The organism is Paenibacillus sp. JSM ZJ436 (assembly GCF_044383795.1).
Lineage (GTDB): Bacteria > Bacillota > Bacilli > Paenibacillales > Paenibacillaceae > Paenibacillus_AQ > Paenibacillus_AQ algicola.
In genome coordinates, this window is record NZ_JBISEO010000001.1 from 16,636 (window position 1) to 30,459 (window position 13,824).

At 52.7% G+C, this 13,824-nt stretch carries 19 protein-coding genes; all 19 read left to right on the forward strand.

Annotated elements, in window-relative coordinates; translation table 11 throughout:
* The 19 genes from ACH6EH_RS00080 to ACH6EH_RS00170 all read left to right on the forward strand — a co-directional run bounded on the left by ACH6EH_RS00080 (position 1) and on the right by ACH6EH_RS00170 (position 13,764).
* A complete protein-coding gene (locus ACH6EH_RS00080) occupies positions 1–504 on the forward strand; it encodes a YqhR family membrane protein (RefSeq protein ID WP_397330635.1) in 504 nt (167 codons plus the stop codon).
* Between the two features lie 72 nt (positions 505–576).
* Positions 577–1,029 (forward strand): type II 3-dehydroquinate dehydratase, encoded by a 453-nt coding sequence (aroQ, locus tag ACH6EH_RS00085; protein ID WP_208204070.1) that lies wholly within the window; start codon positions 577–579, stop codon positions 1,027–1,029.
* 35 nt (positions 1,030–1,064) lie between these two features.
* Entirely contained in the window at positions 1,065–2,135 is a 1,071-nt protein-coding gene (locus ACH6EH_RS00090; RefSeq protein ID WP_397330636.1) for a M24 family metallopeptidase, read from the forward strand.
* A 73-nt stretch (positions 2,136–2,208) separates the two neighbouring features.
* Positions 2,209–2,766 carry an elongation factor P gene (efp, locus tag ACH6EH_RS00095; protein WP_138225475.1) on the forward strand — a complete coding sequence of 186 codons (558 nt, stop codon included), beginning with the start codon at positions 2,209–2,211 and terminating at the stop codon, positions 2,764–2,766.
* 206 nt (positions 2,767–2,972) lie between these two features.
* Positions 2,973–4,226, forward strand: a complete 1,254-nt coding sequence (locus ACH6EH_RS00100; protein ID WP_397330637.1) for an aspartate kinase — start codon at positions 2,973–2,975, stop codon at positions 4,224–4,226.
* Between the two features lie 204 nt (positions 4,227–4,430).
* Entirely contained in the window at positions 4,431–4,697 is a 267-nt protein-coding gene (locus ACH6EH_RS00105) for a YqhV family protein (protein ID WP_138225477.1), read from the forward strand.
* An 85-nt stretch (positions 4,698–4,782) separates the two neighbouring features.
* The gene (gene spoIIIAA, locus ACH6EH_RS00110; protein WP_397330638.1) at positions 4,783–5,769 is read left to right on the forward strand and encodes a stage III sporulation protein AA; all 987 of its coding nucleotides are present in this window, start codon (positions 4,783–4,785) and stop codon (positions 5,767–5,769) included.
* Positions 5,770–6,288: a stage III sporulation protein SpoIIIAB gene (gene spoIIIAB, locus ACH6EH_RS00115; RefSeq protein ID WP_397330639.1), complete on the forward strand. Its 519-nt coding sequence runs from the start codon at positions 5,770–5,772 to the stop codon at positions 6,286–6,288.
* Positions 6,289–6,302: 14 nt separating this feature from the next.
* Positions 6,303–6,506, forward strand: coding sequence for a stage III sporulation protein AC (gene spoIIIAC, locus ACH6EH_RS00120; RefSeq protein ID WP_138225480.1), 204 nt, complete (start codon positions 6,303–6,305; stop codon positions 6,504–6,506).
* Positions 6,507–6,519: 13 nt separating this feature from the next.
* Positions 6,520–6,909, forward strand: coding sequence for a stage III sporulation protein AD (gene spoIIIAD / locus ACH6EH_RS00125; protein ID WP_138225481.1), 390 nt, complete (start codon positions 6,520–6,522; stop codon positions 6,907–6,909).
* 16 nt (positions 6,910–6,925) lie between these two features.
* Positions 6,926–8,137 carry a stage III sporulation protein AE gene (gene spoIIIAE / locus ACH6EH_RS00130; RefSeq protein ID WP_397330640.1) on the forward strand — a complete coding sequence of 404 codons (1,212 nt, stop codon included), beginning with the start codon at positions 6,926–6,928 and terminating at the stop codon, positions 8,135–8,137.
* Positions 8,138–8,164: 27 nt separating this feature from the next.
* Positions 8,165–8,938 carry a stage III sporulation protein AF gene (gene spoIIIAF, locus ACH6EH_RS00135; protein WP_397330641.1) on the forward strand — a complete coding sequence of 258 codons (774 nt, stop codon included), beginning with the start codon at positions 8,165–8,167 and terminating at the stop codon, positions 8,936–8,938.
* The gene (gene spoIIIAG / locus ACH6EH_RS00140) at positions 8,895–9,533 is read left to right on the forward strand and encodes a stage III sporulation protein AG (RefSeq protein WP_175415253.1); all 639 of its coding nucleotides are present in this window, start codon (positions 8,895–8,897) and stop codon (positions 9,531–9,533) included. Before spoIIIAF ends, spoIIIAG begins: the two co-directional genes overlap by 44 nt.
* Positions 9,534–9,583: 50 nt before the next feature.
* Positions 9,584–10,330, forward strand: coding sequence for a SpoIIIAH-like family protein (locus tag ACH6EH_RS00145; RefSeq protein WP_397330642.1), 747 nt, complete (start codon positions 9,584–9,586; stop codon positions 10,328–10,330).
* A gap of 150 nt (positions 10,331–10,480) precedes the next feature.
* A complete protein-coding gene (gene accB, locus ACH6EH_RS00150) occupies positions 10,481–10,972 on the forward strand; it encodes an acetyl-CoA carboxylase biotin carboxyl carrier protein (RefSeq protein ID WP_397330643.1) in 492 nt (163 codons plus the stop codon).
* A 60-nt stretch (positions 10,973–11,032) separates the two neighbouring features.
* Positions 11,033–12,376, forward strand: coding sequence for an acetyl-CoA carboxylase biotin carboxylase subunit (accC, locus tag ACH6EH_RS00155; protein WP_138225486.1), 1,344 nt, complete (start codon positions 11,033–11,035; stop codon positions 12,374–12,376).
* Positions 12,377–12,489: 113 nt separating this feature from the next.
* Entirely contained in the window at positions 12,490–12,909 is a 420-nt protein-coding gene (locus ACH6EH_RS00160; RefSeq protein WP_138225487.1) for an Asp23/Gls24 family envelope stress response protein, read from the forward strand.
* Positions 12,910–12,974: 65 nt separating this feature from the next.
* Positions 12,975–13,514, forward strand: coding sequence for an alkaline shock response membrane anchor protein AmaP (amaP, locus tag ACH6EH_RS00165; RefSeq protein WP_208204062.1), 540 nt, complete (start codon positions 12,975–12,977; stop codon positions 13,512–13,514).
* 16 nt (positions 13,515–13,530) lie between these two features.
* The gene (locus tag ACH6EH_RS00170; RefSeq protein ID WP_138225489.1) at positions 13,531–13,764 is read left to right on the forward strand and encodes a DUF2273 domain-containing protein; all 234 of its coding nucleotides are present in this window, start codon (positions 13,531–13,533) and stop codon (positions 13,762–13,764) included.
* Positions 13,765–13,824 lie beyond the last annotated feature (60 nt).

Here is a 13,824-nt window from a genome sequence, read left to right on the forward strand (position 1 = left end):
ATGCATCCATTACAGAGCAGATCTGCTTCTATTCACACGAACCGCTTTACCTTTGCGCTTGAGCTAGGCTTTTACGCGGGACTCATTTGGGGAGGCATCCGCTGGTTCTTCTATGCCTTTAACTTTACGTCCGTCCTTCCGGGCTTTCTGCTGGAGCCCTTCTTTAAGCACAGCTTTCTCGCATCCACGGCGGGTCAGCTGGCAGGGTGGCTCTCTTTTATCGTATTGTCAGTTGCAGCTTCCCTGCTGTATGTGCTCTTATTTCTGAAGGCAAAGGGACCCTGGCCCGGCATTGCTTATGGGATTGTCTGGTGGGTCCTTCTATTCATAGTGCTGAATCCGTTGCTGCAATGGAGTGCGCCGGTCAAGCTGTTGACCTGGGATACGAATATTTCAGAGATGTGCCTGTTTCTGCTGTGGGGGCTGTTTATCGGCTATACGACAGCGGTCGAGTACACGGATGAAAAGCTGCGAGACGGCAAAGGGGTACTGAGCCGGAGCTAAAAAAACTTCTCAAGTTGACTTCCCCTATGGTAAAATAGCTTTTGGTTATTTGACGAAAAGGTGGGAAGCCTTATGAAGTCCATCTGGGTCATGAACGGACCCAATTTGAACCTGCTCGGCATACGGGAGCCCGGCGTCTACGGCAGCACGTCACTGCAGAGCATTGAAGAAGCTTTAGTGGAGGAAGGAGAACGTAACTCGGTTTCCGTAACGTTCTTTCAATCCAATCATGAGGGCGCGCTGATTGACCGTATTCATGAAGCAATGGGACAGGCTGACGGCATCCTGCTGAATCCGGGAGCCTTTACCCATTACAGCTATGCCATCCGGGATGCGATCAGCTCGGTCAGCATTCCAACGGTTGAGGTTCATCTATCGAACGTCCACGCCCGGGAAGCCTTCCGTCATACGTCGGTCATCGCTCCGGTATGTGCCGGACAGATCTGCGGCTTTGGTGCAGGCAGCTACAAGCTTGGCTTTCACGCCCTGCTGGATATTCTGAATGGGGGCAGCAGCACGCGCTAACACGATGAACAGGATTCGGAAGGGATTGAAGCAATATGGCTAACCACAGAGCAGCTCGGCTCCGGGAGATCATGGACAGCAAGGGCTTGCAGGCCTTGTTAGTGTCCAGTGCGGTGAACCGCCGGTACTTGACCGGCTTTACCGGATCTGCCGGATACGTGCTCATCACGAAAGAGCACTCCTATCTGCTGACCGATTTTCGTTACATGACCCAGGCGCCTCAGCAGGCACCAGGGTATGAAGTCATTGAACACGGTGCCAAGGTGATGGAAACGGTCAAGGAGCTTCTGGCTCAAGAAAGCGTGACCTCGCTCGGCTTTGAGCAGGATCACGTTACATACTCCGTGTACATGACCTATGCGGAGCAGCTGAAGCCGGTTACGCTCACTCCGGTGAGCGGAATGGTTGAACAGCTTCGGATCATCAAGGACAGTAACGAGCTGAAGGTGATGCAGCAGGCTGCTGATTTAGCGGATGAGACGTTCCAGTACGTGCTGGGCATCGTCCAGAGCGGGAAGTCGGAGTCGGAAATTGATCTCTCGATGGAGATGTTTATGCGGGAGAGAGGGGCGACGTCGTCTTCCTTTGACACGATTGTGGCTTCAGGAGTCCGGTCTGCGCTGCCTCACGGCGTTGCGAGTGACAAGATCATTGGCTCCAATGAATTGATCACCTTTGATTTCGGGGCGCTGCTGAACGGCTACTGTTCGGACTTAACACGTACAATTGCCGTAGGCAAACCGGATCCGAAGCTGAAGGAAATTTATGATATTGTGCTTCAAGCCCAGCTGCATACGCTCGAACACATCAAAGCGGGAATGACGGGGCGTGAAGCCGATGCGCTTGCCCGCGATATCATTACGCGTTACGGATACGGGGAGTACTTTGGACACAGTACGGGACATGGTCTTGGAATGGAGGTTCACGAGATGCCCCGCCTTTCCAAGCTGAGTGATGATGTGCTGATGCCAGGCATGGTCGTGACTGTAGAGCCAGGGATTTATATTCCGGGCCTCGGCGGTGTTCGGATCGAGGATGATATTGTGATCCAGGAATCGGGTATTCATATTTTAACATCTTCGCCCAAAGATTTTACCGTGCTTTAAGCACAGTCCATCCGGGCAGCAGAATCAAGAAGAACCAGGTCGCTAACGACCTATTTAACCAGGAGGGATTTTTGTGATTTCAGTTAACGATTTCAAAACAGGCCTGACCGTTGAGGTTGACGGCGATATTTTCACCGTTATTGAGTTTCAGCACGTGAAACCGGGTAAGGGGGCAGCGTTCGTTCGCTCCAAGCTGAAGAACCTGCGCAATGGCAATACGGTCGAGAAAACATTCCGTGCAGGAGAGACGATCGGCCGTGCCATGATCGAGAACCGCGGCGTGCAGTACCTGTACGCGAGCGGCCAAGAGCATGTGTTCATGGACAACGAAACGTACGATCAGTTCAGCCTGACCAGCGAGCAGCTGGAATGGGAATTAAACTTCCTGAAAGAGAACATGAACGTGAACATCGTCAGCTACCAGGGCGAAATTCTCGGGATTAACCTGCCGAACAGTGTGGACCTGAAGGTTGTTGAGACGGAGCCGGGCATCAAGGGGAACACGGCTACTGGAGCAACCAAGAATGCGAAGCTGGAAACCGGCCTGAACGTACAGGTTCCTCTCTTCATTAACGAAGATGATGTCCTGCTCGTAGACACTCGTGAAGGCAAATATATTTCCCGCGCTTAATCGTTGTGAGCACCGCCGCCCTGATCTGCAGGTTATGCAGGAGGGCGGCTTTTTTGTAGCTGCAAGAAGATGGGCTGATTTCCCAGCCTGCCGAACTTTTGGTGACAGCTATGAAATTGCTTGACGGAACCAAGCACTTTCGTATTATACTGTTTTAAAGTGAGAAACCATGGATACATACTGATAAAGTAGGGAGTGAAGGCAGGTTGTCACTGTATGTTATGAAATTCGGGGGCAGCTCCGTCGGGGACACGGAGCGTATGCAGCGCGTCGCCCGAAGAATTGTTGAGAAGCAGGATGAAGGGCATCAAGTGGTTGTCGTCGTTTCTGCAATGGGCGATACGACAGACGATTTGATTGACCAATCCAAGTTATTAAATGAACATCCGCCTGCACGGGAAATGGATATGCTGATGACGACAGGAGAGCAGATCTCGATGTCTCTTCTTGCCATGAGCATTCATAGACTCGGGCGTGAAGCGGTCTCATATACGGGCTGGCAGGCTGGCTTCCGCACGGAAGCTGTACACGGCAAGGCCCGCATTACAGACATTACCCCTATTCGCGTTCAGAAGGCACTGGAGCAGGGCAAGATCGTTATTGTCGCCGGCTTCCAGGGCATGACCGAGGAAGGCGAAATTACGACACTCGGCCGGGGAGGCTCCGATACGACCGCCGTTGCACTGGCTGCTGCTGTCCATGCTGACGTATGTGAAATTTATACTGATGTTGACGGCATCTACTCCACCGATCCGCGTGTCGTGAAATGCGCGCGCAAGCTGCAGGAAATCTCATACGATGAAATGCTGGAGCTTGCAAATCTGGGAGCGGCAGTGCTTCATCCTCGGGCTGTTGAATATGCGAAGCATAATGATGTCAAGCTTGTTGTCAGATCCAGCTTTAATTATAACGAAGGTACGGTTGTGAAGGAGGAAGCCAGCATGGAGCAAGGCGCAGTAGTCAGCGGAATCGCTTTTGATAAGAATGTGGCCAGAATCAGTATTTTGGGAGTGTCTGATTATCCCGGCGTACTCGCCAAGGTGTTCGGTGCCCTGGCACAGGAAGGCATTGACGTCGATATTATCGTACAGAGCGGTGTGCAGAACGGAGAAGCTGACTTCTCCTTTACCATTTCCCGCGATGAGTCGGAGCGCGCACTTGCGGTCATTGAAGGCATTCGCAGCGAGCTTCCGTTCCGCGAAGTGACCTCTGAGGTGAATCTCGTGAAGGTGTCGATCGTCGGCGCCGGCATGGTCAGCCATCCGGGTGTTGCTGCTCAAATGTTCGATGTGATCTCCAAGCAGGATGTCAGCATTAAAATGGTCAGCACCTCGGAGATTAAAGTATCCTGCGTCATTGAGAGCAGTAATCTGGAAGGTGTCGTTCGGGCATTGCATACTGCTTACGGTTTGGATACCGCAGAGCAGGCTTCTGTAGGCGGGCCACAGGTTCGCCGGTAATTGATTCAAAGAAAGTGCAGCTAATTCGAACCATATGAAGCACGGATGTGCGCGGAATATATTCCCCGCACATCCGTGCTTTTTTTGTGCTGTCTTCATCTTGTTGTATTCTACCAGCTTCGTATAGCCTCCTCCAAAAAAAGTAGAGATAAATGAAAGCTATGATGCATATGGTAAGTTATCAAATCATGGAGGAGGTTGAACATGCTGGACAAGTTTGTGGTGAGTATGGCTTCCCTCCGGCTGTTTTCCGGCAGTGTCGAAATTCTGGCAGCGATCTGGATGCTTCGCCTGAATCAGGTAGATAAGGCGCTGGCTGTGAATTCTGCGCTGGCCTTTGTCGGTCCCCTGGTGCTGATCCTGACGACGACGATCGGACTGTTTGGCATGGCGGACAAGCTGTCCTGGGGCAAAATCGGCTGGATCATGTGCGGAGCAGCATTTCTGTTATATGGGATTTTAAAAAAATGATAGATTCGGTGCATAATCGGGGCGTACAGGCATACACATGAAATAGGACATGACTTAGCAACGAATTACACTGGAGGAAATGCTTATGAATACAAGCTGGCTGGATCTGTTTCCGGATCATATTCAGGCTCTGCTGCGTTGCATGCCTCAAGACGTCATGAAGCCGCTGGAAGAAATCCGGCTGCGGGAAGGCCGCCCGCTGGAGCTGAACTATGAAGGAGTGTTTCAGTTTCTAACACCCGCTGGAACCTTTACACGCAAGCCGGAGGAGGCGTACAAGCCAACCCGGGAGGATATGCTGAGGCTGCTGGATATGATGAGCAATCATTCTTTATACACGCTGGAGGAGGAGCTTCGCAAGGGCTTCATCACCATACCTGGCGGACACCGTGTCGGCCTGGCTGGACGAACTGTGCTTAGTGATGGGAAGGTGAGGCATATCCGGGATATTAGCAGCTTTAATCTTCGGCTCGCCAAAGAAATCAGAGGCGCTGCCGAGCCGCTGCTGCCCTATTTGCTGGATCGGGATCGAAACCGGATCAGGCATACGCTAATGGTATCGTCTCCGCAGAAGGGTAAGACAACGATCCTGCGCGATCTGGCTCGGCTGATCAGCAGCGGCTATTCACCTTCAGCTTTCACAGCCTGTCAGGGGAAAAAAGTTGGCGTAGTGGATGAACGCTCTGAAATAGCCGGATGCATTCAGGGGGTACCCTCCTTCGATCTGGGCCCCAGAACTGACGTGCTGGACGGGTGCCCGAAGGCGGAAGGCATGATGATGATGATTCGCTCCATGTCGCCGGAGGTACTGCTGGTGGACGAGATCGGAAGGCCGGAGGATGCAGAGGCGGTCTCGGAAGCACTCCATGCCGGAATCAGCGTGGTTGCTACGGCCCACGGCTCCTCCCTGGAGGATGCAGCGGGCAGACAGGCGCTTGCTTCTCTCATGAAGGCCCGGGTGTTCGAGCGTTATGCCGTGCTGGACAGGTCACAAGGGGGCTTCTTTTTTCGTCTGTATGATGCCAGCGTCAACGAGATCAAGTCATCGTGGCCGCACGGGGTGGTGACCTGAGTGCTTAAATGGTTTGGCGCTGCTCTGGTTATCCTCTCCGGCGGGCTGGCCGGCTTGTATCAAGCCAGGCAATTCGCCGCCCGCCCCCGGCAGATCCGCGAGCTGATTCTGGCACTCCAGAGGCTGGAGACAGAAATCAGCTATGGCTTTACCCCGCTGCCCCGGGCTCTGGAGCGAATCGGAGCCTCGATGAAGATGCCGCTCTCCGGTTTGTTTCTGGAGGCGGCTCGGGGAATGGGACCGCAGGCGGGTCTGTCCGTTCAGGAAAGCATGGAGTCCTCGCTCCGGCTGTACTGGGGGCAGACCAGCATGAAGCCGGCTGAACGGGAAGTGATCCGGCAGCTGAGCATTGTGCTTGGCACCAGCGACCGGCAGGACCAGATGAAGCATATTGCACTTGCCGCCAGCCAGCTGAAGCATGAAGAGGCAGCGGCCCGAGAGGATCAGGCCAGATATGAAAAAATGAGTAAAAGCCTGGGCTTTCTCATCAGTGCATTGATCGTCATTTTGATCTTTTAGCGAGGTGCCAGGAAATGAACATAGAAGTGAACGCCATTTTCCAAATTGCCGGGATTGGCATAATTATTGCCATGATTCATACCGTCCTGAAGCAGATGGGAAAAGAGGATATGGCACACTGGGTAACATTGATTGGATTCGTCGTTGTTTTGTTTATGGTGGTTCGGCTGCTGGATGATCTGCTTCAGGAAATCCGAACGATATTTTTGTTTCAGTAAGGCCTAGACCGCCATGGATATGATACAAATTGTCGGTATCGGACTGATCTCCACCATACTGATCTTGATTATTAAAGAACAGAAGCCGCTATTTGCTTTTCTGCTTACGGTAACCACGAGCGTTGTTATCTTTTTGTTTCTGGCGGGCAAGATCGGGACGGTCATCACCATGCTGGAGGATCTCGCAGAGAGATCCGGCGTGCAGATCATCTACCTGAAGACAGTCCTGAAAATTATCGGCATTGCCTACATTGCTGAAATGGGAGCTCAGGTCGTCCGGGATGCCGGTCAGGAATCCATCGCCTCCAAGATTGAAATGGCCGGAAAGGTGCTGATTCTGGTTCTGGCCGTGCCGATCATCGGCATCATTATTGAAACGGTACTGAAGCTGCTGCCGGCTTGAGAAAGAGGGGATGAACTTGAAGTCATATCCGGCGAGGCCAGGTCTTCCGGCACGGCTCGTGATCCTGCTGATTCCTCTGCTTATCCTGTCTTTTCTGCCGGGTGTTTCTTTCGCTGAAGCGTCTTCGACATCACCAGCCGACCAGTGGGTGCAGGAGCAGGCGGAGGAGCTGCCGGTAGAGCCGGTGGAGCAATATTGGGACCAGCTTATGCAGGAGTACGGCGGTTTTTTTCCGGATGGACAGTCCCCTTCCCTGATGGATCTGCTGCTGCCCGGAGGCGAAGGGCTGGAGCTGTCGACGATGCTGTCTACCCTCATGGGATATATCTGGCACGAGGTGCTGTACAATGGCAGGCTGCTCGCCGCGATTATGATGATCAGCATTCTGAGTATGATTTTGGAAAATCTGCACACGGCCTTTGAAAAAAGCACAGTGAGCCGGGTAGCCTATACCATCTGCTATATGGTCGTTCTCGTCATCGCCGTGAACAGCTTCCAGGTGGCCATCGGATATGCCAAGGATGCGATTGATCAGATGATCGATTTCATGCTGGCCATGCTGCCGCTGCTGTTTGCGCTCCTGGCCTCTATGGGCAATGTCGTGACCGTGTCGATCTCGCATCCCCTGATCATCTTTATGGTTCATACCGTGGGCACCTTGATCAGTACAGTCGTGTTTCCGCTGTTGTTCTTCGCTGCCATGCTGTATCTGGTGAGCTCTCTATCAGAAAAGTACAAGCTGACACAGCTCGGCAATCTCCTTCGCGGGATTGGGATGGGGATTCTGGGCGTCCTGCTCACCGTCTTTCTCGGTGTCATTTCAGTACAAGGGGTGACTGGATCGATTTCGGACGGTGTCGCTATTCGAACCGCCAAATACGTGACAGGCAACTTCGTTCCCGTCGTAGGCAAAATGTTTGCTGATGCGACAGATACCGTTATTTCAGCTTCCCTGCTCGTGAAGAACTCCATTGGTCTCGCCGGTGTCATCATCATTTTGTTTCTATGTGCGTTTCCCGGCATCAAGATCCTGGCGCTCGCACTCATTTATAACCTGGCCTCGGCCATCATGCAGCCACTGGGGGATACGCCGATCGTGAAATGCCTGCAGGCTATTGGCAAAACCATGCTATATGTGTTTGCAGCGCTGGCCGCAGTCAGTCTGATGTTCTTTCTGGCCATTACGATTCTCTTATCAGCAGCCAACATTACGGTCATGATGCGATAGCGGTGTGAAATGGAAGGGAGGGATGTCATGGATTGGCTGAGTGAATGGCTGAGAAACGTCATCCTGATTGTGATCTTTGCAGCGCTGGTAGAGCTGCTGCTGCCTGGAAATTCCATGCAGCGCTATGCGCGTCTTGTGCTGAGCCTTATGGTTCTGCTGGCGCTGCTGCAGCCGATCCTCCAGCTCTTTCATGAGGCACCCGAGGTAAGGCTGGCAGAGCAGCTGGAGTCGATTGAGCAGGGCTCGAAGCAGGCGCAGACAGGTCTCGCACAGATCCTGGCACAGGCAGAGGACATCAAAGAGACGCGAGAGCGGCAAAGCCTCCAATGGGCCGCCGAGCAGGCAGCCCTGGAGATGAAGAAGGAGATTGCAGCGGAGACAGGAGAAGAGCCGGAGGCGGTCGAGGTGTCGCTGCTGCTACAAGAAGGTGGTAGGGGATCTGAGCCTGAGCCTGTGATTTCATCGGTAGTTGTCAGGCTGAGGCCGCCCGGGGAGAACGTGAACGACGTACAGACTCCTTCCGGGAGAGGGCGTAAAGATATAGAGCCGGTTAGCATTGACCCGGTTGTTATTGAAGTGGAGCAGCGCCCAGATGTCTCCGAGCAAGAGGTCTCTGCCCAGCCCTATGGCGCTGAACAGGAAGCGTGGCTGAAGGCGCAGGAAGCCGCGGTGAAGAAGCTGCTTCGCGCTTCATGGAGCATTCAAGAGAAGAACATCACGGTTACGGCAGAAAATAAGCTGAAGGAGGGGGCCCGTATTGGGAAAGTGGAGCAAGAAGCTGGAGCAGTGGCTGGGCGGTGAGAACGGCGGGGCGAAAAAAATGCAAACCCTGCGCTGGCTTATTATTCTCGGGCTGCTGGGAGTGGCCATGATGCTGTTCAATTCCTTTGTGAACGTCAAGAAGCTGGATCACGAAAATATCGGGCGGGAGCCGCCAGATAACCCCGCGTCTACGCTGGCGGCACCTGCACCGGACCCAGGCGGCAGTCCATTTGGAAATATTGAGCAGGAGTTTGAAACAAGGACCCGGGTCATGCTGGAGCAGATCGTCGGTGTCGGCGCCGTGGATGTGATGATTACGGTGGAATCCACAGAAGAGATTATTGTACAGCGCAACGTTAAGGATTCCCAGGAGCTGACTGAGGAGAACGATGCCGGAGGCGGCAAGCGGCATGTAACGAGCTATACCCGGGACGGTGAGATTGTAACTTACGAGTCATCGGGTGAACAGACCCCAATTGTGACCAAGCGGATCAAGCCGCAGGTGCGCGGAGTGCTGATCGTAGCCAAGGGGGCTGAGAATGAGGTTGTCAAAAGCTTGATTGTTGATGCTGTTCAAAGAGGACTCAGTGTACCAAGCTATAAGATTTCAGTCGTGCCGCGCAAGCAGGAGTGAGTGAAACCAGAGTGATTCCAAGTGTTATTTTAAAGGAGGAAGTGTTCAAAATGAATAACAAAAGACAAACGATTTGGCTCGTATCCATGTTAAGCCTGATGGTTGTGCTCTCAGCGTATTATCTGTTCACGGAGGACGCCGGACCCGCGGCGCCGCCGGTGGCAGAGCGGACGCAGGATTTTGGTCTGCAGGCCCAGGGTGATGAAATTGTCGTCCATGAAGTGGTGGAGGAAGGCGTAGACGGCGATGCCGGCAAGTCTGAGGATGCGGCAGCCGGCAGTGACACAGATACCTCCAAGGGCAATGGCGAGGCTGCCGATGAAACCGGAAATCCCGCTCAGCCGGAAGCAGGCTCAGAGGATACCGCTGTGAATGAGACCGGCAAGGAAACGGCCAAATCCGAGGATGAAATTCTCGAAGAGGTGGCCCAGGTACAGGCAGGCTCGTCATCCGCCAAGCTGGAGTCGTATCAGCTGGACCGGGCGAACAAGAATATGCAGCTGCATGAGGAGCTGATGGCTAAGCTGGGGGATCAGAACACGACGCCGGAAGAAACCGCCAAAGTGACTGACGACCTTAACAGCCTGGAGGAAAAAGAATCCATTCTGTGGTCCATCGAGGAGAAGCTGCAGCAGCAATTTGAGAATGCTGTAGTGAAGGAGGAGAACGATCGTTACAACGTTGTCGTTCTGAGCGAAGGGCTGGATGCCAAAAATGCTGCAGGCATTGTCAGCATGGTCATGAAGGAGCTGAATGTTTCCCAGGATAAGATCAGTGTCCAATATGTAACGCCTTAAGACTCCTTTGCTCCTGATATGAAGCTGTGGAAAGAGTCCGGGATAAAGACTTGGACTCTTTCCATTTCTTCGGTTTATGATATAATACGTTAAGTTATTGACACTGTCATAAGCTGAATTTGACAGATCGTGAAGGAGTGAGAGTTGAGAATGTTCAAGTTAAGCGAGATTAAGGAATTGATCGAGCTTGTGGATCAAACTTCTATTCAAGAGCTCGAAATCGAAAATGAAGGCACCCGCCTGTCCATCAAGAAGCCGGGAAATCCTGAAGTCGTCAGCTACCAGGCTGCACCTCAGGCTTATGCAGTACCGCAGCCTTTCCAACCACCTTCGCAGGCTCCAAGCCAGGCTCCTGCGACAGCTCCTGTTGAGCCGTCTGCAGCCGCAGATGCAGCTAGCTCCCTACATAAGATTGTGTCACCTATGGTTGGAACGTTCTACAGCTCCCCGTCTCCGGAAGCGCCGCCGTTTGTCAGCGCTGGCGATAAGGTGGGCGTTAAATCCACCGTATGTATTATTGAAGCGATGAAGCTGATGAATGAGCTGGAAGCTGAGATCAAGGGTGAAGTCGTTGAAGTCCTCGTTCAGAACGGTCAGCTGGTCGAGTTTGGTCAGCCGTTGTTCCTGGTGAAGCCGGATTAATCGCCTCCATCCGAATCACACCATTTCACGACAACGACAAGTTCGAAGGAGGTAAACTGCATGACTTTCCAAAAAGTGCTGATTGCAAACCGCGGCGAAATTGCGGTGCGCATCATTCGTGCGTGCCGGGAAATGGGCATTTCCACGGTTGCTGTATATTCCGAGCCGGATCATGATTCCCTTCATGTCAAGCTGGCGGATGAAGCCTACTGCATAGGTCCCACCCTGTCAAAGGACAGCTACTTGAACATTACGAATATTATGAGTGTCGCCACACTGACAGAGTGTGACGCGATTCATCCCGGCTACGGCTTTCTCGCTGAAAACGCTGACTTCGCTGAAATTTGCGAGTCTTGCAATATTACGTTCATTGGCCCTTCGGCGGATGCCATTTCCAAAATGGGCGACAAGGCGGTGGCCAAGCAGACAATGAAGGATGCCGGCGTGCCTGTTATTCCCGGCTCCGATGGCCTGGTAGAGGATCTGAATGAGGCGGTTATGATCGCGAGGGATATCGGCTACCCTGTTATTATCAAGGCCACGGCCGGCGGCGGTGGCAAAGGCATCCGCATCGCGGATGACGAGGAATCCCTGATCAAGCAGATTACCACTGCGCAGCAGGAAGCCCAGAAGGCATTCGGCAATGCTGGCGTTTATCTGGAGAAGTTTCTAACCGGCATGAAGCACGTTGAAATTCAGATTATTGCGGACCGTCATGGTAATGCCGTGCATTTGGGAGAGCGTGACTGCTCCGTTCAGCGCCGCCGTCAGAAGCTCGTTGAGGAAGCGCCTTGTCCAGTGCTGACTCCAGAGGTTCGGGAGCGTATGGGGAAGGCAGCGGTCCGTGCAGCAAAGGCTGTTCATTACTCTGGGGCCGGTACGCTGGAATTTCTGCTGGGACCGGATGATCAGTTTTATTTCATGGAGATGAATACAAGGATTCAGGTCGAGCATCCTGTAACCGAGATGATTACCGGGGTTGACCTGATCAAAGAGATGATTTCCGTGTCCGAAGGGCATCCACTGTCCTTCAAGCAGGAAGAGGTCGTGATTAACGGCTGGTCTATGGAATGCCGGATCAATGCGGAGAATCCCGACAAAGGCTTTATGCCGGCACCGGGCAAAATCCAGTTCTATCTTCCTCCTGGCGGCCCGGGCGTTCGCGTGGACAGCGCAGCTTATCCGGGATACACGATTACGCCTTTTTACGATTCCATGATTGCCAAGCTGATTGTCTGGGCTCCGACCCGGGAAGAAGCCATCGCCAAGATGAAGCGTGCTTTGGTGGAGTTTGAGATCGAGGGCATTCATACTACGATTCCTTTTCACCAGAAGCTGTTGAACCATCCGGTTTTTCTTCAGGGTGACTTCGACATCAAATTCCTGGAGGATCACGAGGTATAGGTCTTCCAAGGGTATGGTTTGTCAAGGAATGTGGCAGATGATATAGTAGGTTTAATGTGTGCATGCTGTATCTGCTCGGATATTAATTTGAAATTGAAAGGTGTGTCGTGACTATGGCAGATTCATTGCAGACGCCGACCGAATTTGAACGGACGGATATCGGTCAGATCCAGATCTCACCGGAAGTCATCGAGGTTATTGCGGGACTGGCTACGGTAGAGGTTAAAGGCGTGGCTGGAATGAGCGGCGGCTTTGCCGGCGGCATTGTCGAGCTGCTCGGCCGCAAGAACCTCTCCAAGGGAGTTACGGTTGAAGTGGGCCAGCGCGAAGCTGCTGTTGATGTATCCGTGATCGTAGAGTACGGTCACCGGCTGCCCGAGGTAGCCAGTGAAATTCAGCGCAACGTAAAGCGCTCCATTGAGAATATGACTGGACTGAATGTGGTGGAAGTCAATGTGCATATCCATGATGTGCATTTTGCCAAAACCAGCGAGAAGCATGAGGATCCGGACCATATTCAGCGAGTGAAATAAGTTACTTATTGAGCCCTTGACGGTTGTCGAGGGTTTCATCTAATTTTAAGGAGGCTGTGCTGTTCATGGCTAAAATCCTGGACCGCTTTATGCTTTTTATTTACAGCTTGAGCATCGGCGCTATATCCATCGTTGCCATCCTCCTGCTGAGCGGTGTTATTCCCTATGATCTGACCTTCGACCAGGAACAAGTGTTGTTTCTTGGCTGTATCATTACAGCGGCTGTTCTTCTGCTGATGAGTATCCGGTTCTTCTATATCTCCATCCGCCGTGATCGCACAACGACAAATTCCATTGATCAGCGCACCGAATATGGAGATATTCAGATTTCTGTGGAAACGATCGAGAATTTGTGCCTGAAGGCTGCTTCCCGTGTTCGGGGAGTTCGGGATCTAAAGGCAAGAATCAAGGTATCCCAGGCAGGCCTGGACATTACGATTCGCGCTGTGGTAGATGGTGAGGAATCCATCCCGGCCCTGACCACCGAGGTGCAGAAGCAGGTCCACGATTTCGTGGAGGATACAACAGGAATACCGGTTTCCGGCGTCGCCGTGTATATTGCAAACGTGGTTCAGGCGCCCAGCTTCAAGAGCCGCGTAGAATAGAGGTGAGCTTCTTCGGATGTCATGGAAAGCGATATGGGAGAGTCACGGAGGACGAATCTTTGGTGTGGCCAGCGGTCTGGTCTGTGGGTTCATTTATTTAGCATTTGGATTTTGGGATATGCTGTTCTTTGCATTTGTGGTATTTATCGGCTACACCTTCGGTAAACGAAGTGATCTTCGTCAAGGCCCCCTGTATCGCTGGCAGGAATGGGGGCGCTGGTTGACGGAGCGGTGGCGGCTGTTTAAATGAAGCCCTGTGATATGCCTTCCTTTTTGGCAAATGCGAGAAGACCACTCTGTCCGTTCGCAC

Coding starts and splice junctions, on each gene's coding strand:
- ACH6EH_RS00080 (WP_397330635.1), top strand. CDS start 1: ATGCATCCATTACAGAGCAGATCTGCTTCTATTCACACGAACCGCTTT.
- aroQ (WP_208204070.1), top strand. CDS start 577: ATGAAGTCCATCTGGGTCATGAACGGACCCAATTTGAACCTGCTCGGC.
- ACH6EH_RS00090 (WP_397330636.1), top strand. CDS start 1,065: ATGGCTAACCACAGAGCAGCTCGGCTCCGGGAGATCATGGACAGCAAG.
- ACH6EH_RS00105 (WP_138225477.1), top strand. CDS start 4,431: ATGCTGGACAAGTTTGTGGTGAGTATGGCTTCCCTCCGGCTGTTTTCC.
- spoIIIAA (WP_397330638.1), top strand. CDS start 4,783: ATGAATACAAGCTGGCTGGATCTGTTTCCGGATCATATTCAGGCTCTG.
- spoIIIAC (WP_138225480.1), top strand. CDS start 6,303: ATGAACATAGAAGTGAACGCCATTTTCCAAATTGCCGGGATTGGCATA.
- spoIIIAD (WP_138225481.1), top strand. CDS start 6,520: ATGGATATGATACAAATTGTCGGTATCGGACTGATCTCCACCATACTG.
- spoIIIAF (WP_397330641.1), top strand. CDS start 8,165: ATGGATTGGCTGAGTGAATGGCTGAGAAACGTCATCCTGATTGTGATC.
- ACH6EH_RS00145 (WP_397330642.1), top strand. CDS start 9,584: ATGAATAACAAAAGACAAACGATTTGGCTCGTATCCATGTTAAGCCTG.
- accB (WP_397330643.1), top strand. CDS start 10,481: ATGTTCAAGTTAAGCGAGATTAAGGAATTGATCGAGCTTGTGGATCAA.
- accC (WP_138225486.1), top strand. CDS start 11,033: ATGACTTTCCAAAAAGTGCTGATTGCAAACCGCGGCGAAATTGCGGTG.
- ACH6EH_RS00160 (WP_138225487.1), top strand. CDS start 12,490: ATGGCAGATTCATTGCAGACGCCGACCGAATTTGAACGGACGGATATC.
- amaP (WP_208204062.1), top strand. CDS start 12,975: ATGGCTAAAATCCTGGACCGCTTTATGCTTTTTATTTACAGCTTGAGC.
- ACH6EH_RS00170 (WP_138225489.1), top strand. CDS start 13,531: ATGTCATGGAAAGCGATATGGGAGAGTCACGGAGGACGAATCTTTGGT.